This window comes from Streptomyces sp. NPDC094032, assembly GCF_040303965.1.
Lineage (GTDB): Bacteria > Actinomycetota > Actinomycetes > Streptomycetales > Streptomycetaceae > Streptomyces.
Window position 1 is genome coordinate 187,601 of the sequence record NZ_JBEOUE010000009.1, and the last position, 17,610, is coordinate 205,210.

A 17,610-nucleotide genomic window follows, 5' to 3' on the forward strand; every position below is an offset into this window, starting at 1 on the left:
CCGCACGGGCGTTCGGCCCCTTCCGGACGTGAAGATTTTTTCGGGCGGGGCGCCTCAGGGATCCCGGGCGCCTCGGGGATCCCGGGGCCCCCGCGCGCCCGGAGGCCGCCGGAATAAGCGGAGACACCCTCCTGTTGTCGCCCCCCGTACAGACGTCACTGCGCAGGAAGGCCGTCCACGGTGAGCGACGCGATTCGAGGAGAGGCGCGGGGCACCGCGCCCGTACCGCTGTCCGTACTGGATCTCGTGACCGTGGGCAGCGGGCGCACCGCGACCCAGGCCCTGGCGACCAGCGTCGAGATCAGCCGGCTGGCCGAGCGGCGCGGCTACCACCGGCACTGGGTGGCCGAGCACCACTCCATGCCCGGGGTCGCCTCCTCCTCGCCCGCCGTGATCCTGGCCCATCTCGCCGCCCACACCCGCCGCATCCGGCTCGGCTCCGGTGGCGTGATGCTGCCCAATCACGCGCCGCTGGTGATCGCCGAGCAGTTCGGCACCCTGGAGGCGCTGGCGCCGGGCCGGGTCGACCTCGGGCTCGGCCGCGCGCCCGGCACGGACGGCGCCACCGCCGCCGCGCTGCGCCGCAGCGAGACCTTGAACGAAGGCGCCGACGACTTCCCGCAGCAGCTCAGCGAGCTGACGCGGTTCCTGGACGACGACTTCCCGGACGGGCACCCGTACGCCCGGATCCACGCCGTACCGGGGCCGGTGCAGGGGCCGAAGGGGCGGCCGCCGGTCTGGCTGCTCGGGTCCTCCGGCTTCAGCGCGCGGCTGGCCGGAATGCTCGGTCTGCCCTTCGCCTTCGCCCACCACTTCTCCGCGCACAACACGATCCCCGCGCTCGACCTCTACCGGGACTCCTTCCGGCCGTCGGCCGTGCTCGACGCGCCGTACGCGCTGATCGGCGTCGCCGCGCTCGCCGCCGACGACCCGAAGGAGGCCCGTCGGCAGGTGCTGACCGGCGCGCTGTCGATGCTGCGGCTGCGCAGCGGCCGGCCGGGGCTCGTCCCGTCGCCGGAGGAGGCGGAGGCGTACGCGTTCAGCCCGGCCGAGCGGGAGTTCGTCGAGTCCTGGCTGGCGAACGTCGTGTACGGCTCGGCCGACGAGGTGCGCGAGGGGCTCGACGCGCTCCGGAAGCGGACCGGCGCCGACGAGCTGATGATCACGGGCAACGCCCACGGCGGGGACGTCCGGGTGCGCAGCTACGAGCTGATCGCCGACGCGTACGGGCTCCCCGAGCTGCCCCCGCCGCCGGCCGCGACGCCGGCCCCGGGGGAGTAAAACCTCGATCTCGCCAGGCCGTTGGTTCGCTCCTGAACGAACCGACCGAAGATCCCTAAGCGAACCTTAAACCGCTCGTCACATGTGGTGGCGAGCGGTTCCGTTTTGTGCTGCGGCCTCTCCGGACAGCCCTGACAAGGGCTTTCTCGCGCCAATTGGTCTAGTCCTCAATCTGGTTCAGACCATTGACGCGCTGTTCATACGCCGGATATCACTGCTCCAACTTCCGTACCGCCACCCCTCCCGGAGGCCGCACGTGCACCCCCGCAGACCACTGATCGCCGCCCTTCTCAGCTCCGCCCTCGCCGCCGGCGCGCTCGCCGCCACCGTCGGCATCGGCTCCGCCCAGGCAGCCGACACCGCCGCCGCCCCCTCCACCGGCGGCGTCAAGATCGCCTACTACGACCAGTGGAGCGTGTACGGGAACGCCTTCTATCCCAAGCACCTCGACACCCGCGGCATCGCGGGCAAACTGGACATCATCAACTACTCGTTCGGGAACATCCACCCGACCGACCTCACCTGCTTCCAGGCCAACAAGGCCGCGGGCGACGACAACAACCCCAACGCCGGTGACGGCGCGGGCGACTCGTACGCCGACTACCAGAAGTCCTTCTCGGCCGCGGACAGCGTCGACGGCGTGGCCGACAAGTGGGACCAGCCGATCGTGGGCGTCTTCAACCAGTTCAAGGAACTGAAGGCGAAGCACCCCAACCTGAAGATCAACATCTCGCTGGGCGGCTGGACCTACTCCAAGTACTTCTCGGACGCGGCCAAGACCGACGCCAGCCGCAAGAAGCTGGTCGCCTCCTGCATCAAGCAGTACATCCAGGGCGACCTCCCGGTCGAGGGCGGCTTCGGCGGCCCCGGCACCGCGGCCGGCATCTTCGACGGCATCGACATCGACTGGGAGTACCCGGGCTCGGACGGCGGCCACCTCGGCAACCACTACGCCCCCGAGGACAAGCAGAACTTCACCCTCCTGCTCGCCGAGTTCCGCAAGCAGCTCGACGCGTACGGCACCGCCAACGGCGGCAAGAAGTACCTGCTGACCGCCGCTCTCCCGGCCGGCCAGGACAAGATCAAGTACATCGAGACGGACAAGATCGGCGCGTACCTCGACTACGCGAACATCATGACGTACGACATGCACGGCGCCTGGGACGGCGACGGGCCGACGTACCACCAGTCCCCGCTGTACTCCGGTACGAACGACCCGACCGACGCGATCAAGCCGGGCACCGAGAAGTACTCGATCGACAACGCCATCGACTCCTGGATCGACGGCAAGCCCGCCTACGGCATCACCGGCGGCTTCCCGGCCAACAAGCTGACCCTCGGCTACGAGTTCTACTACCGCGGCTGGAAGGGCGTCCCCGCCGGCACCGCCAACGGCCTCGCCCAGCCCGCCACCGGTGCCTCCGGCGCCCGTCCGCTGAGCCAGCAGCCGGGCATCGCGCACTACAAGGAGCTCGGCGGCATCGTCGACAACCCGGCCACCACCTTCTGGGACGACCAGGCGAAGTCCGCCTACTTCTACAAGGACGGCGAGTTCTTCACCGGCCTCGACCAGCGCACCATCCAGGCCCGTGCCGACTACGCCCACCAGCGCGGTCTCGCCGGCGCGATGATGTACTCGCTGCTCGGCCTGGACGCCAACGCCACGCTCTTCAACCAGATCGTGACGGCCGTCGGCTCCTCGCCGACCACCCCGACGACGCCGCCCACCACGACGCCGCCGACCACCCCGCCCACGACGCCGCCGACCACCCCGCCGACCACCCCGCCCACCACGCCTCCGACGACGCCGCCGACCGGCTGCACCGCCCCGGCGTACGTGGCCGGCACGGTCTACACCGGTGGCTCGACCGTCTCCCACAAGGGCCGCAAGTGGCTCGCCCAGTGGTGGACGCAGAACGAGGAGCCGGGCACGACCGGCGACTGGGGCGTCTGGAAGGACCAGGGCGCCTGCTGACCGGGCCCGCTGATCCCCTCCGGACCCAGGCTCCACGGCCTGACCGGGCTGCAAAGCCTGCCCCCAGGCTCCACGGCCTGACCCCAGGCCGCACCGCCTGACCCCACGCTCCACCGCATGAACCACTGCCCCCGCCCGGAATGTCCCTCCGGCCGGGGGCAGTTCCATGCCCGCGCCCGGGGGCCGGATGCCCAGGGGCGCGCCCCGGCGGCCCCGCCCGCTCACACGGGCAGCGGTGCGGCCCCGATCAGCTCGGCGATACGGTCCGGGGCCACCGGTCGCGAGTACAGCCAGCCCTGCCCGGTGTCGCAGCCGATCCGGCGCAGCCGGGTGGCCTGCCCCGCGGTCTCCACGCACTCGGCGGTGACGGTGAGCCCCAGCCGGTGGGCGAGCTGGACGAGCGCCTCCACGATCAGCTCGTCCGCCGGGTTGGCGTGCGCCTCGTCCTGGAAGCCGCGGACGAAGGAGCCGTCCAGCTTCAGCACCGAGACGGGCAGCCGGCTCAGATACGCCAGGTTCGAGTAGCCGGTGCCGAAGTCGTCGATGGCGATCCGCACGCCCATGTCGCTCAGTGCCTGGAGCGCCTGGAGCGGGCGCCCGGCCGAGCCCATCACCGCGGACTCGGTGAGCTCCAGCTGGAGCAGATGGGGCGCGAGCCCGGTCTCGGCGAGGATGCCGGCGACATCGGCGACCAGGTCGGAGTCCCACACCTGACGTACCGCCACATTGACGCTGACGAAGATCGGCCGGTCGCCGGGGTGGTCCTTCTGCCACTGCCGGGCCTGCCGGCAGGCGGTCTGGAGCACCCAGCGGCCGAGCTCGACGATCGAGCCGTCCTCCTCGGCGATCCCGACGAACCGATTCGGCGCCAGCGTGCCGAACTGCGGGTGGTTCCAGCGCACCAGCGCCTCGACCCCGCGCACGGCCCCGTCGGCGAGGTCCACCAGCGGCTGGTACTCCAGCGCGAACTCCCCGCGCTCCACCGCCGGGCGCAGGGTGGAGCTGAGCGCCTGCCGGGTCATCCGGTGGGCGTTGCGCTCGGGGTCGAAGAGCGTCCAGCGGCTCTTCCCGTCGGCCTTGGCCCAGTACAGCGTGGTGTCGGCGGCCTGCATCAGACAGGTCGCGGTCGAGCCGTGGGCGGCCCGCTCCACGACGCCGATGGAGGCGGAGACCGACAGGCGCTGCCCGGCCAGGTCGAAGGGCCGCTGGAGCGAGGCCAGCGCGGACTGCGCGAGGTCGGCCAGTTGCTCGGTGCCGGTGGACTCCTCCACCAGGATGGCGAACTCGTCGCCGCCGAGCCGGGCGACGAGGTGGCCGCCGTTGCGGGTGTAGCCGTAGTTGTCGGCGCACTCGGTGAGCCGGGCGGCGACGGCGGCGAGCAGCCGGTCGCCGATCCGGTGGCCGAGCGTGTCGTTGACCGCCTTGAAGCCGTCCAGGTCGAGGTAGCAGATGCCGATCCGCCCTGTTCCGCCATGCCGGTACGACTGGTACGACCGCGATGCGGGCGCCCGGTCCCTGGGGGCCTCCTCGTGGGCCTCGAGGGCGGCGGTCTCCAGGGCGGCGGTGAGCCGCTCGAAGAACAGGGCGCGGTTGGGGAGCCGGGTCACCGGGTCGTGCATCTGGAGGTGGCGCAGGCGCGCCTGGAGCTCGCGGCGCTCGCTGATGTCGGCGACCGAGAGCAGCACGCGCGGGCTGTCCGGGACGGGGGAGACCGTCACCTCGGCCCACAGGGAGCGCCCGTCGGGGTGCTTGAGCCTGCGGGTGCAGCGGAAGCGGGACCGGCGCCCGCGCAGCACCTCGCGGTACGCGTGCCAGGTGCGCCCGTCGGACGCGAGGTCGACGAGGTCGGCGGCGGCCTGCTCGCGCAGGGCGGCGGGCTCGGTGCCGAGGAGGGTGCCGAGCGAGTCGTTGGCGGCGACGACGGTGCCGTCCTGGTCGACCAGGGCCATCGCGATCCGGGCCACGCGGAAGGCGGCGGAGCAGTCCCGGAGTTCGGCCGGGTGACGCTCCGTGAGTGCGGGCTCCGCCGACGGGGGCACCGGTACTTCGGGGGATCCGCTCACCGCTCGCTCCCGTAGTGCGTTCGGGCCGTACAGATGTGGTCGGAATTCGGCCAGGGGAAGTGCCAAGGAAAGTGTGCCGATCATAGAGGCTGGCCGGGGGACCGTTCCAGCTCCCGGGCCCGGCGCGGGGCCCGCGCGGCCTGTGAGGATGCCCACCCGATGCCCTCGCCCGATCGTTTCTGCGCGGGTCTGACACGGCCCGATGCCGCCCTGACCGAATGTGACTTTCCGTGAGTCGGTCCGCGTCCGTGTCGCGTCGACGCGGCGGGTCCCGCTCACCCGACCGGGGCAGCGGAAAGGTGCGAAACACCGCAAACCATCACAAGGTGGGTGAGGTGTCCCGCATTCCGGAGCCGGAGGTCCACGTGAGGGGTCAGCAGCCACCCGGGCGAGTACCCGAGGGAGTGCCCGGAGGGTCGCCCCGCTCCCGCCTGCGGGCCGGCGCGGCGGCCTTCACCTCGCTCGCGGCGCTCGCCGCGACCGGCCTCGTGGCGGGCCCCGCCGTCGCCGCGCCTTCGGCCGGGCCCTGCGCCCTGCCCCGTACCGCGGCGCATCACTCGCTCGGCCTCGACACCTGGAACCGCGCCTATCCGCAGCCCACCCGGGCCCTCGACGCGGTCATGATCTTCCTGTCCTTCCCGGACTCCGAGCCGCTGACCGAGCCGTCCGCGCTGGCCGCGGACCACTTCCCGGGCACGGCCGAGTTCTTCGAGCGCGCCTCCTACGGGCGCTTCAGCCTGCGCACCCACGCCCAGACCGCCTGGACCCGGATGCCACGGGACTCCTCCGCGTACCGGATACGGCGGGACTGGGACGCCGAGCACCGCGCGGCCTATCTGCGCGACGCGATCAAGGCGGCGGACGCCTCCGTCGACTTCTCCCGCTACGACGTCGTCTATCTGGTCGCCGACCCGGACGCGCCGGGGGTGGACTCGGACGCCACCAAGGTGGTGAACCTGGAGCATCCGCTGGAGGCCGACGGCACGGAGATCAAACGGGTCGTCACCGTCTTCGAGCGCCACCCGCCGGACCGCAACGTGCTCGCGCACGAGACCGGGCACGTCTTCGACCTGCCCGACCTCTACCACCGGCCGGTGGACGGCAAGGGCGACTGGGACACCTATGTGGGCGACTGGGACGTCATGGGCAGCCAGTTCGGCCTGGCCCCGGACCTCTTCGCCTGGCACAAGTGGAAGCTGGGCTGGCTGGACCGCTCCCAGGTGGTCTGCGTGCGCGGCCCCGGCACCCGCACGGTGAGCCTGGAGCCGGTCGGCGCGGCCCCCGTGGCCGGCGGCACCGTCGGGACCCGGCTCGCGGTCGTCCGCACCGGCGAGGACAGCGTCCTCGCGATCGAGGCCCGCGCGGCGACCGGCAACGACCGGGACACCTGCACCGAGGGCGTGCTGGTCTACCGGGTGCGCAACGAGGCGGCCTCCGGCGACGGGCCGGTCGAGGTCGTGGACACCCACCCGGGCACCGAGGCCTGCTGGGACCGCTCGGTCTACCCGCCGCTCGCGGACGCGCCGCTGGCGGAGGGGGAGTCCTTCACGGTGCCGGGAACGGGCGTACGGGTGGAGGTCGCCGACCGGACGCGGGCGGGCGTGTGGACGGTCCGCGTCACGGGCCGGCAGGCGGGCCGCTAGACCGCCTGCCGCACCGCGCACACGAAGAAGCCCCCCGCTTCCGCGAGGGGCTTCTTCTGTCGGTGCGCCGCCAGGGACTCGAACCCCGGACCCGCTGATTAAGAGTCAGCTGCTCTAACCAACTGAGCTAGCGGCGCCTGCTGACGTCGTAGACATTAGCACCCGGATCCGGGGAAGGAAAAATCGATACGCGCACGTCGGCGGCGGAGGCGGCCCTGGCCGCCCGGACACAGGCCCAGAGCAGCACCTCGGGCCCGGGCAGCCACGGGGAGCGGGTGTCGGGGGCGACCAGCCAGCGGGGGCCCGCGGAGTCGTGCGGGGTGAGCGCCGGGATGGTCACGGCGTCCCCGATGCCGTGACAGAGCGGCCGGGGCACGGCCTGCCCCCACTCCTCCCAGTCGAGCAGGGACGGCAGCCGCTGGGCGGTGCCGGGCGCGGCGAAGAGCAGCATCCGGCCCCGGTGGGTGGCGACCGGCCCGGAGCCGGGCCCCTCGGCCCAGAGCCGGTCCAGCATCCGGCGCCCGAAGATCGGCTCCACGTTGACCACGTCGAAGGCGGTCCCGCAGGGCAGGACGGCGGCGGCGTCCGGGCGCTCGTCCCAGAGCCCGAGCAGCGACCGCGGCTCGGCGACGGCCGAGGCCAGCCAGTCGGCCCCCTCCTCGGTGACCCGTGCGGCCTGGTGCCGCCCCTCGTCCAGGCCCCGCAGGGCATGGAGGATCTCGTAGGGGGTCGTCTCTTCGCGCAGCCACGTGGTCATACGAGAAGATCTACCGGGCGTGACGGTTCCGTTTCAGCGGGTTGCCGGAAACCCGGACAGGGAGGGGTCCGGGGGAGTATCTTGCGCTCCGGCATATGCCAGAAAATCAGACCCGTGGCCGGTTTCATCCGTTCGGACGGGGCTCACTCCTCCGGTTCGCGACCGCTCGTCCGGAGCAGCCCCTCGCCGAACTCGATCATCTTGCGGGCGTAGTCCTCGGTCCACTCCGCGCGCTCCGCCACGGCCGCCGGCGTGAGCCGGTCGAACCGGCGCGGATCGGCCAGCTGGGCCGCCGCGACCGCCTGGAACTCGATGGCCCGGTCCGTCGCCGCCCGGAACGCCAGGGTCAGCTCCGTCGCCCGGGCGAGCAGCTCCCGAGGGTCCTCGATCGACTCCAGGTCGAAGAAGTGCTCCGGGTCGGCGGTCGCCTCGGCAGGCTCGAAGATCAGCGGGGCCGGCCTGACCCTCCGCTGTCCGCTCCGTTCCGCGGGTTCCGCCATCGTCCGTTCCTCCTCGCACACACGCGGCCCGGACACCCGGGCCTGCCTCCATTCTCCCGCGCCTGGCAAGACCGCCCCAGGGCGCACCACCCGGCGCCCGACGCACGAAACGCGCCCCCGCCGGGGCCGCCCCCGTCACGGCGCCCAGCGCACCCGGTGCTCCTCCAGGTGCGACAGCACCGCGTGGTTCGCCTCCCAGCCGTCGGGGAACTTCACCGTCACGCCCAGTTGGACCGGCTCCGTCGAGGGGTGTTCGTCCAGGAGGTCGCCGACGCCCGCGCGGCAGACGACGATGCACGCGTGGCGGTGGCGGGAGGCCAGGACGCAGAGGCGGCCGGTCTCCAGGTGGAAGGCGGTGGCGTCGGGGCGGCCGGAGAGCGGGTGGAGGACGACCGTCACGTCGTACTCCCGGCCCTGGAGGCGGTTGGCCGTGTCCACCGTCACGCCCGTGACGCCGAGCCGGGCGAGCTCCGCCCGTACCGCCGCGGCCTGGTCGCGGTGGGCGGTGCCCACGGCGACGCGGTCGGGGGTGACGGGGGAGGGGTCCTCCGACCGCTCCGAGAGCGTGGCGCCGCCGCGCTCCAGGAGGCGGCGGACCACCACGGCGATGGCGTGGACGGCCTCGGGGTCGGTGCGCGGGGTGTGCCGGGCCGGGAGCTCCAGCAGGCCCCAGCCGGACTCCGCCGCCTCGTCGAGGACCCGGTCGGGGCCCGAGCCGTCCGAGGGCGCCGTGAAGGAGAGCCGCCGGTCCCCGTGGTCCGTGCCGCTGCGGAACGGCGTGTACGGGTAGAAGGCGTCGGACACCAGGGGGGCCGCCGAGGCGGGCAGGCGCCAGGAGACCGGGAGGCGGTGCTGGGGGAGGTGCGGATTGTGGGCGAGCAGCGTCGACACCGCGCTCGCCGACGGGTCGTACGAGAGGCCCGCCCACTGCTCCGCGCCCACCACCGAGAACGGGTCGAGCTGCCCCGGGTCGCCCACGAACAGCGCTCGCTCGAACAGCCCCGCCACCGCGAGCAGCGCGTCCGAACGCATCTGGTACGCCTCGTCGACGATCGCGTGCGCCCACGGCTCGACGTTCTTCACGTGCGCCCACTTCGCCGCCGTCGACACGACCACCGGCAGCCCCACCAGGTCCCCGGGCTTCGCCGACTTCCGCACCTGCTCCAGGCCGTCGAGCGCCTTGTCGTACGGGTCGGAGTCGTTCGAGTGCAGCCGGCCCACGGCCAGCTCGGGCTGCTTCTCCGCGATCCGCAGGACCAGGTCGTCCACCTGCGCGTTGGTCTGCGCGACGACCATCAAAGGGCGCCCCGCCTCGGCCAGTTCGAGCGCGGCCCGCACCACGAGGGTCGACTTCCCCGCGCCCGGCGGGGAGTCCACGACCACGCCACGGGACTGCCCGTGCAGCGTGTCGGCCAGGATCTCGCGGGTGGCCCGCGCGGCCAGCGCCGACGGGTCGAAGCGGTCTCGGGTCACGCTCACAGCAGGTCCTCCGGCGTCACGGCGTCGGGCAGCTCCACGGCGTCCGCGCGCGGCGGCCCGCCGTGCGTCCACGGGGTCTCCTCCGGGTCCGGCAGCTTCGCGCCCACCCGCGCCTCGTGCTCGAACAGCGTCCACGCGATCCGCTCGCCCTTCTCCGGCACCGAACCCTCCGCGGGCTCCTTCCCCCGGCCCATCCGGTCCACGACCCGCAGCACCAGGGCGCCGTCCGGCTCCCGCCGGACGAACTCCGCCGTCTGCGGCTTGCCTTCGAGCGAGCGGAACACCTTCACCCCCTCGTCCAGATGGGGCAGATCGTCGGTGCGGAAGGTGAGCAGCGGGCGCGGCCGGTTCTTCTCCGTGCGCGTCATCGCCACCTCCACCACCTCCCCGGCGAACGCCTCGCCCGCCAGCCGCCGCCCCGCCAGGACCAGCGGGTCGTCCAGCGCCTCCTGCGCCTCCAACTGCGCCTGCGCCTGCTCGCGCGCCGCCAGCTTCCGCGCCGCGGTCACCGGGTCGTCGAGGCGCGGCTGTGGCGGCTCGCCCGCGGTGATCCGGTCGCGCTGGCCCGTGAACGACCAGCGGTCGCGGGTCCAGCGGTCGCCGACCCTGGCCCCCGCCGGGAGCTCCCGCAGCAGGCCGAGGGCCTGCCACACCGCGTCCCAGGTCGGCTTCAGCTGCGTGCCGAGCAGCCGGCGGATCTCCCGCTCGGCCGCGTGCAGTTCGGCCAGGCCCGTCTCGGCCGCCTCGCCGTCCTCGGCGGCGCCCAGCGCCTGCCGGGCCCGGTCGTAGCGCTCGATCGCGGGCGCGAGCAGCCGGTTGTCGAAGGCCGGATCGGTCGCGGGCCCCGCCGGCGGGCACAGCAACTGCCCCCGCGCGTCCCGCGCGAGCTCCGCCCGCAGCGCCGCCTCGGCCCCCGACTCGCCCTCCGGCGGGTCGATCCAGGCCAGCAGCGCGCCCAGGTGCTGGTCCTCCAGGGAGGACTGGCCGGTCGCCCAGTGCCGGTTCAGCAAGTCCGTCGCCGCGACGAGCAGCGAGGAGCCCGGCACCCGGGCCCGCTCCCCGTAGTGCGTCAGCCAGCGCCCGAGCAGCGGCACCCGGGGCGGCGCGGGGAACGGCGTCTCCGGGTCCTGCTCGGCCGTCCGCCGGAACCGCGTCGAACGCCCGAGCAGCCGTACGTACTCGACGGCGGCCCGGCCCGGCACCACCAACTGCGGCGCGTCCGCGCACAGTTCGACCTCGACCTTGACCTTCTTGCCGGTCTCCGGGTCGGTCTCGGAGCGCTCTGCCCCCTCCACGACGTCGGTGAAGGAGTCCACGTACGGCAGGACGGCGTCGGCCAGCTCGGCCAGGAACGCGAAGCGCAGGTCCCGGTCGCGCGGCTGCGGCACGACGAGCAGCCGCGGATCCTCCGGGTCGGTGCCGACCAGGGCCCCGAGCGGCGCACCCGCCTCACCGGCCGTCGTCAGCGGTACGAGGACGAGCGGGCGCGCCGACAGGTGCCGGTGGCGGACCGTGGCCAGCGGGCGGGCCCGGCCCGACTCGACGGCCTCCATCCGGGCCAGCGTGGAGATCAGCGGCATGCCAGCGCCTCCGTCCGCAGCGCCTGCGCCCGGCGCAGCGCCGCCACCGCCGGATCGGCCGGGTCTCCGCCCTCGCCGCGCGCCGCCGCCAGGACCTCGCCGATCGTCGTGAGCCCGCCCAGCTCGCCGCGGACCGAACGGCCCAGCGCCTCCACCACGTCCGCGGCCCGCGCCCGCTCCCGGCAGTGGAAGGCCAGCTCGCAGGCGGCCAGGCACTCCGGCGCGTACGCGTGCGGCACCGCCTCCACCGCGCCGGCCAACTGCTCGGCCGAGCACTCCGCCACGTCGAAGGAGACGCCGTCCGGCAGCTCCTCCACGATCTCCTCGATCCGGGTGAGGCGTCGCAACTGCCGCCGGGTCACCGACAACTGCTTGCGCACGTCGACCGCCGAGGCCGTCGGCAGGTTGGAGAAGTCCTTCGGGCAGACCAGCAGCACCGAGTGCGCCACCTCGGCGCCCTCCGTGACGGCCGCGATCCGTTCGAGGGCCAGCACGTAGACCGCGGCCTGGCGGGCCGCCGCGCCCACCTTCGCCGCGTCGGCCGAACCGTCGATCATCGGGAAGGACTTGATCTCCACGACCGTCCACCGCCCGTCGGGGTGCACCACCACCACGTCCGGCTCCAGATAGACGGGGGCGCCCGCCACCTCCACGGCCAGCATCGGATGGTCGAGGAGGGCCCAGCGGCCCGCCCCGGTCGCCTCCCGCAGCGCGAGCGCCGTCCGGGCGGCCCGGCCCTGGGGCCCGGCCGCCGCGAGGTCCGGCAGGTCCACCGTCGACGGGTCCTCGATGCCGAGCAGCCGCAGCAGCTCACGGCCGCCGTCCGCCTTGACCCGCGCCTCGAACGCGTTGCCCCGCGCTATCGCGAACTGCGACTGGCCGAAGCCCGAGGGGGAGCCCAGCTTCTCGGCCAGCGCCGTCTTGTCGACCCCGGCGCCGTCGAGCAGCGCGCGCCGCTTGCAGCCCGGGTTGGCGGCCAGCGCGGCCAGCGCCCGCGCGTCCAGCGGGCGCGGCACGGAGGCCGGTCCACGCAGCTCAGCGAGCTGATGGCCGAGAGTCGTCTGCGGCGGTCGGTGCGGACCGCTGTCGAGGGATGCGCTCACCCGCGGAAGTCTCCCATCCGCCACTGACAAGCGGGGAGTTTCGGGCGGATTCGGCCCCGATCGCCCGGCCCGTGACCCGGCCCGTGACCCGGTCGGCGAGCCGCATCGCGTACGGCGTGAGCAGCAGCCCCGCCCCCATCACCGCCGCCCCGGCGACCGCGTCCAGGAAATAGTGGTTGGCGGTACCCATGACCACGAGCACGGTCAGCAGCGGGTAGCCGACGCCGAGCGCCCTGAGCAGCGGCGTCCGCCCGTACCGCCACAGCATCACCCCGCACCACAGCGCCCACCCCACGTGCAGACTGGGCATCGCCGCGTACTGGTTGGTGAGCGCGCCCATCCCGCGCGGCGCGCTGGCCTCCCCGCCCCACCAGCCGTACGCGCTGAACCGCGCCATCGTGTCGACGAACCCGTGGGCCGGGTCGAGCAGCCGCGGCGGGCAGGTCGGCAGCAGGGTGAAGCCGATCAGGCCGAGCAGGGTGGAGACCATCAGCCAGGTCCTGGCCGCGCGGTACCGCGCGGGTCGGCGCCGGAACAGCCACACCAGCACCGCCGGGGTGACCAGGTAGTGCAGCGAGGCGTAGGCGAAGTCGGCGGGGATGCCGAGCGCGGGCGTCGCCGTGAACAGCCGGTTGAGCGGATGCTCGGCGTCGATCCCCAGGACCTGCTCGAACCGCAGGATCGCGAGCCCGTGGGCGACCGCCGTGTCCACGTCGCCGCGGGCCAGCAGCCGCCCGCAGGAGTAGGCCGCGTACACCGCGCCGATCAGCACGAGCTCCGCCCACCACCGTGGTCTGCGCATCCGAGTCCCCCACTCCCCCCGCTTGTGCCCCCGATCGTGTGAGGACGCCCGGGGGCGGCGCGAGGTTGCCCGGAAGCCACCCGGAATTCACGTGGGCGATGATGGAGACATCCCGTTCCGTGACACACCGGAGAGACCCCATGGCACCCCGCATCCTGCTCGCCCGGCACGGCCAGACCGAATGGTCGCTGCTGGGACGGCACACCGGCAGGACCGACATCCCCCTGCTCGACGAGGGCCGGCGCGGGGCCAAGCTGCTCGGCGAGCGGCTGAGCCGCGGCCCGTGGGCCGGGCTCGACGGGGTCGAGGTGCGCACCAGCCCGCTGGTGCGGGCGCGGGAGACCTGCGAGCTCGCCGGGTTCGGTGAGCGCGCGGAGAACTGGGACGCGCTCATGGAGTGGGACTACGGCGCCTACGAGGGGATGACCCCGGCCGAGATCCAGGCCGTCCGGCCGGGCTGGTTCATCTGGCGCGACGCGGTCCCGGACGGCGAGACGCTGGCGGAGCTGTCCGCGCGGGCGGACCAGGTGGTGGAGTGGGCCCGCTCGGCCGACCGTGACGTGCTGGTCTTCGCGCACGGGCACATCCTGCGCTCGATCGGCGCCCGCTGGCTGGGCGAGGACGTCTCCTTCGCCTCGCGCATCCGCCTCGACCCGACCAGCCTCTCCGTCCTCGGCTGGGCGTACGGAGCGCCCGCGGTCGAGCGCTGGAACGACACCGGGCACCTGGAGCAGGCGTGACCGCGGTGCCCGGCGTCCGTCAGTAGGCGGCGAGGACCCGGCGGGTCTCCGCGAGCAGGGTGCGGATACGGGCGGAGTCGACGCCGTCCAGGGAGTCGACCACCCGCTGCACCTGCGCCGCGGCCTCCTCGGGGCAGCCCGCGCGGGCGAGGTTGCCGGCGAGCTGGGCCCGGTAGAGGGCGAGGTTGCGGGCGAAGTGCGGGTCCTGGAGCACGGTGGCCCGGTGGGCGTGCCGGGCCGCCCGGGACCACTCGCCCAGCATCGACCAGCACTGGGCCTCCAGGGCCTCCACCTCGGGCTCGCCGAAGAAGGACATCCACTCGGGGTCGCTGTCGCCGGGGCCCCGGGCGAACAGGTCGTGGGCGCGGCCGAGGGCCTGGACGCAGGCGGACCGGTCGCCGAGCCCGGCCCACGCGGCGGCCTCCCGCAGGGTCAGCAGGGTGAGCAGCCGGGCGGAGCCGAGCGGCTGGGCGGCCCGCAGCCCGGCCTGGGCGGCCCGTACGGCCTCCCGGAACCTGCCCCCGTCCCTGGCCAGGAACGAGGTGTTGCAGAAGGCGTGCGCCTCCAGGGCGGGGTCCCCGGCGACCCGGGCGGTGGCGAGGGCCTCGGCGTAGTGCGAGCGGGCCTCGTCGAGCCGGCCGGAGTCGTGGGCGAGCCAGCCGACGGAGATGGCCAGCTCGCCGGCGCCGCTGTGCAGCCGGTCGGCGGTGGAGCGGCGGGCGCTGACGCCCGCGTCGAGCAGGGCGTAGGCGGTACGGAGCGGCTGGGTGGCCCGCTGGTAGAGGCCGTCGGCGCCGTGCCGGTCGTCGAGCAGGCGGATGTGGCGTACGGCGTCCTCGACGGCGCGTACCTCGGCGTCTCCGACACGGTGGACGCCACGGGGGGCGGGGATGGCGACGGCGGTGCCGCCGAATCCCAGCGAGGCGGCCGCCACGGTGGCGGTGCCGCCGGTCATGAATGCGCGACGCAGCACGTCGCTCTCCTCATCGTTCCGGGTGGTGATGGCGAGGGGCGGCGGTGCCCCGGCCGGTACGGCCGGCCGCCGGCCGCGAACGGCCTCCCGCGCCGAGAACCCCAGGTCCGCAAGGCTCAGTCCGGGGAACATGTGCAGGAACACCCGCTCGTACGCGTAGTTGGGGCAGCGGATCTCGCCCGCCTCCACGCGCCCGATGTAGCGGGCGTCGCACGCGACCTGCTCGCCGATCTCCCGCGCGGCCCGGCGGACCGTCGCGGCGAACTCCGCCGGTGAATGCCGGCCGCGGAGTCCGCGGAAGGCGAGATTGGGAACTGCCCGTGACAACGCCATGGCCGAGCCCTCTCCTGGTGCCGCCGGTGTTCCGGCGCGGCAAGAACGTACCTGCTGTGACGGGTCGCGCACGCTGAGTTTGCAAACAAATCGGATATCTCGCCTGCGATCTGCCATGAACTGCCATCCTTTGCGGCGGCGTGGCGCCGTAGCCGTTGACGCTCGCGGGCGTTGAACCATGCGGAGAGACGCAACGTGTCTCCCCTGGAGCGAGGAGGGGTCCCATGGCGGAGACCGCGTCACAGTCCACCGCGACGCACGTGCCCACGCCGGACGCGAGCGCGTCCCCGGCCGGGCCCTGCGATCTGGTGACCGTGCCCGCCCGGCAGGGCCTGGAGGCCGTGGACATCCTGCGCCGCGGCGGCGCCCCCGCCGTCGGCCCGGTGCTGCATGACGGCGCCTGCGACACCCTCGGCTTCCTGGTCCCGCCGGGGACGGCGGCGGGCTGGGACATGCCGGGCAGCGCCTGTACCAGGACCGACGGCCGGGGGCTGCGCCTGCCCGAGCCGCCGGAACTGCCCGGCCCGGACGGCGCCGGCGCCCGCCCCGCGGACTGGCTGCTGCCGCCCGGCGACAGCGGCGAGGTCACCGACCCCGCGATGCTCCGCGAGGCGCTCGGCCAGGCGGCCCGGCTGATCGAGGCGGCCGACGGCTGCCGCTGACCCCCCGCGGGCCGGTCCCGGCTCGTCGGGCGGTCTTCCGCCGGCTGCGTCGATAATGGGGCACGTGGCCAGGAACAAGCAGCGGGAACGGGCGGCGGGCGCCGTCGCCGTCGTCGAGACCGTCGACGGCGGGCTCGCCGAACTCATACCCGACCGGGAGCGACCCCGAGGCTGGACGCTGTTGATCGACGGCGCCCCGCAGTCGCACGTCGACCTCGACGATCCCGCGCACCTCACCTTCGAGTACCAGCGGCGCCTCGGCCACATCGCCGATCTCGTCGCCCCGCCGAACCGGCCGATCCAGGTCGTGCACCTCGGTGGCGGGGCCTTCACCCTCGCCCGGTACATCGCCGCCACCCGGCCCCGCTCCACCCAGCAGATCGTGGAGCTCGACGGGCCGCTCGTGCAGCTGGTCCGCCGTGAGCTGCCGCTCGACACCACCGCCCGGATCCGGGTCCGCTCCACCGACGCCCGCGCCGGGCTCGGCAAGGTGCAGGACGGCTGGGCGGACCTGATCATCGCCGATGTGTTCAGCGGGGCCCGTACGCCCGCCCATCTGACCAGTACGGAGTTCCTGGCCGAGGTACGGCGGGTGCTGCGGCCCGGCGGCTTCTACGCGGCCAACCTCGCCGACGGCCCGCCGCTGGCCCATCTGCGCGGCCAGATCGCCACCGCCGCCACCGTCTTCCCCGAACTGGCGCTCACCGCGGACCCGACCGTGCTGCGCGGCCGCCGCTTCGGCAACGCGGTGCTGCTCGCCTCCGACCGGGAGCTGCCGGTGGCCGAGCTGACCCGGCGGGTCGCGACCGACCCGCACGCCGGGCGGGTCGAACACGGGCGGGCGCTCGCCGACTTCACCGGCGGCGCGACCCCGGTCACCGACGCGAGCGCCAAGCCCTCGCCCGTACCGCCCGCGTCCGTCTTCCGCTAGGGCCTGTCCGGCGGATCAGGGTCGGAGAGGCCGGGGTGTCTGGTGCGGTGCGTCGCAAGGCGCCGGAGCGGCTCGATAGCGGAGCTATCGGGACGTTTCGGCAACGCGGCGAGGTGCCGTGCCAGACACCCCGGCCCCGGCCATGATCCGCCGGACAGGCCCTAGGCCGCGCGCTCTTCGATCTCCACGCGGGGCGCCGTGTCGTGCCAGACGCAGAAGACCGAGATCTCCCGGCTGTCCTTGGTGAAGGTGACCCGGATCCAGGTCGGCTGCTTCCACACCTGCATCTGCCAGCCCGCCTCGGGCGTCGCGTTGACGAGCTCCGCCGAGGACGGGCCGAGGTCGAAGACGGCCCGGCCGCCGTCGGTGCCGTAGCTCTTGACGCTCCCCGTGTTCCCCGTGCTCCCGGCGCCGCCGGTGCCCGGCGTCGAGCCCGTCCCGCCCGTCCCGCCCGGGCCGCCGGGGGTGCTCGTCGCGGTCTTCGGGGCGGTCGGACGGCGGGACGGCGGTGTGGCCGACGCGGTGGGCGGGCGGGTGGTGGCCGGAGTCGTCGGCGGCGGCGTGCCGGGGGAGCCCGAGGCCTGGGCCGAGGAGACGAGCGGGTCGGAACCGGTGGTGCCGCCGGTGCTCACGCCGGTCGGGATGGGCAGCGCGCGCGGCGGGTCGTAGACCGTGCCGGCGAGCACCGTGTGCACCCCCCACCACGAGAGCGTGACCGCCCCGCCCGTGGCGAGCGACCACGCCAGCGCGTGAACCAGTCCTCTTCGCATCCGGCTCATACTGCCATC

At 74.0% G+C, this 17,610-nt stretch carries 15 protein-coding genes and 1 tRNA gene; 6 read left to right on the plus strand and 10 right to left on the minus strand.

The window, feature by feature from the left end:
• The first annotated feature begins 180 nt into the window (after positions 1–180).
• Positions 181–1,281 (plus strand): LLM class flavin-dependent oxidoreductase, encoded by a 1,101-nt coding sequence (locus tag ABTZ54_RS15890; RefSeq protein WP_351662877.1) that lies wholly within the window; start codon positions 181–183, stop codon positions 1,279–1,281.
• A 256-nt stretch (positions 1,282–1,537) separates the two neighbouring features.
• Positions 1,538–3,256 carry a glycosyl hydrolase family 18 protein gene (locus tag ABTZ54_RS15895; protein WP_351662880.1) on the plus strand — a complete coding sequence of 573 codons (1,719 nt, stop codon included), beginning with the start codon at positions 1,538–1,540 and terminating at the stop codon, positions 3,254–3,256.
• Between the two features lie 221 nt (positions 3,257–3,477).
• Here the strand turns inward: ABTZ54_RS15895 and ABTZ54_RS15900 are convergent, their stop codons facing one another.
• Positions 3,478–5,319: a putative bifunctional diguanylate cyclase/phosphodiesterase gene (locus ABTZ54_RS15900; RefSeq protein ID WP_351662883.1), complete on the minus strand. Its 1,842-nt coding sequence runs from the start codon at positions 5,317–5,319 to the stop codon at positions 3,478–3,480.
• A gap of 365 nt (positions 5,320–5,684) precedes the next feature.
• Here ABTZ54_RS15900 and ABTZ54_RS15905 point away from each other — a divergent pair, with 365 nt between their 5' ends.
• Positions 5,685–6,962 (plus strand): M6 family metalloprotease domain-containing protein, encoded by a 1,278-nt coding sequence (locus ABTZ54_RS15905; RefSeq protein ID WP_351663041.1) that lies wholly within the window; start codon positions 5,685–5,687, stop codon positions 6,960–6,962.
• A 63-nt stretch (positions 6,963–7,025) separates the two neighbouring features.
• On the opposite strand, the gene ABTZ54_RS15910 is transcribed toward ABTZ54_RS15905, so the two are convergent.
• The 7 genes from ABTZ54_RS15910 to ABTZ54_RS15940 all read right to left on the minus strand — a co-directional run bounded on the left by ABTZ54_RS15910 (position 7,026) and on the right by ABTZ54_RS15940 (position 13,183).
• Positions 7,026–7,099, minus strand: a tRNA-Lys gene (locus ABTZ54_RS15910).
• Positions 7,090–7,719 carry a bifunctional DNA primase/polymerase gene (locus tag ABTZ54_RS15915; protein WP_351662885.1) on the minus strand — a complete coding sequence of 210 codons (630 nt, stop codon included), beginning with the start codon at positions 7,717–7,719 and terminating at the stop codon, positions 7,090–7,092. Before ABTZ54_RS15915 ends, ABTZ54_RS15910 begins: the two co-directional genes overlap by 10 nt.
• A 143-nt stretch (positions 7,720–7,862) precedes the next feature.
• Complete coding sequence (locus ABTZ54_RS15920) at positions 7,863–8,219, minus strand: DUF8844 domain-containing protein (RefSeq protein ID WP_351662888.1); 357 nt, start codon at positions 8,217–8,219, stop codon at positions 7,863–7,865.
• Positions 8,220–8,354: 135 nt separating this feature from the next.
• Positions 8,355–9,692: an AAA domain-containing protein gene (locus tag ABTZ54_RS15925; RefSeq protein ID WP_351663044.1), complete on the minus strand. Its 1,338-nt coding sequence runs from the start codon at positions 9,690–9,692 to the stop codon at positions 8,355–8,357.
• Positions 9,693–9,694: 2 nt separating this feature from the next.
• On the minus strand, positions 9,695–11,278 hold the full coding sequence (locus tag ABTZ54_RS15930) for a hypothetical protein (RefSeq protein ID WP_351662891.1): 1,584 nt from the start codon (positions 11,276–11,278) through the stop codon (positions 9,695–9,697).
• Positions 11,269–12,381 (minus strand): hypothetical protein, encoded by a 1,113-nt coding sequence (locus tag ABTZ54_RS15935; RefSeq protein WP_351662894.1) that lies wholly within the window; start codon positions 12,379–12,381, stop codon positions 11,269–11,271. Before ABTZ54_RS15935 ends, ABTZ54_RS15930 begins: the two co-directional genes overlap by 10 nt.
• A complete protein-coding gene (locus ABTZ54_RS15940) occupies positions 12,314–13,183 on the minus strand; it encodes a phosphatase PAP2 family protein (RefSeq protein WP_351662897.1) in 870 nt (289 codons plus the stop codon). Before ABTZ54_RS15940 ends, ABTZ54_RS15935 begins: the two co-directional genes overlap by 68 nt.
• Before the next feature lie 140 nt (positions 13,184–13,323).
• On the opposite strand from ABTZ54_RS15940, the gene ABTZ54_RS15945 reads away from it, so the two are divergent.
• The gene (locus tag ABTZ54_RS15945; protein WP_351662900.1) at positions 13,324–13,923 is read left to right on the plus strand and encodes a histidine phosphatase family protein; all 600 of its coding nucleotides are present in this window, start codon (positions 13,324–13,326) and stop codon (positions 13,921–13,923) included.
• Positions 13,924–13,942: 19 nt separating this feature from the next.
• On the opposite strand, the gene ABTZ54_RS15950 is transcribed toward ABTZ54_RS15945, so the two are convergent.
• Complete coding sequence (locus ABTZ54_RS15950) at positions 13,943–15,229, minus strand: NsdA family TPR-like regulatory protein (RefSeq protein ID WP_351662903.1); 1,287 nt, start codon at positions 15,227–15,229, stop codon at positions 13,943–13,945.
• A 224-nt stretch (positions 15,230–15,453) separates the two neighbouring features.
• On the opposite strand from ABTZ54_RS15950, the gene ABTZ54_RS15955 reads away from it, so the two are divergent.
• Positions 15,454–15,891, plus strand: a complete 438-nt coding sequence (locus tag ABTZ54_RS15955) for a hypothetical protein (protein ID WP_351662906.1) — start codon at positions 15,454–15,456, stop codon at positions 15,889–15,891.
• A 55-nt stretch (positions 15,892–15,946) separates the two neighbouring features.
• Positions 15,947–16,822, plus strand: a complete 876-nt coding sequence (locus ABTZ54_RS15960) for a spermidine synthase (protein ID WP_502997251.1) — start codon at positions 15,947–15,949, stop codon at positions 16,820–16,822.
• Between the two features lie 161 nt (positions 16,823–16,983).
• On the opposite strand, the gene ABTZ54_RS15965 is transcribed toward ABTZ54_RS15960, so the two are convergent.
• Positions 16,984–17,601: a hypothetical protein gene (locus tag ABTZ54_RS15965; RefSeq protein WP_351662911.1), complete on the minus strand. Its 618-nt coding sequence runs from the start codon at positions 17,599–17,601 to the stop codon at positions 16,984–16,986.
• Positions 17,602–17,610: the final 9 nt, after the last annotated feature.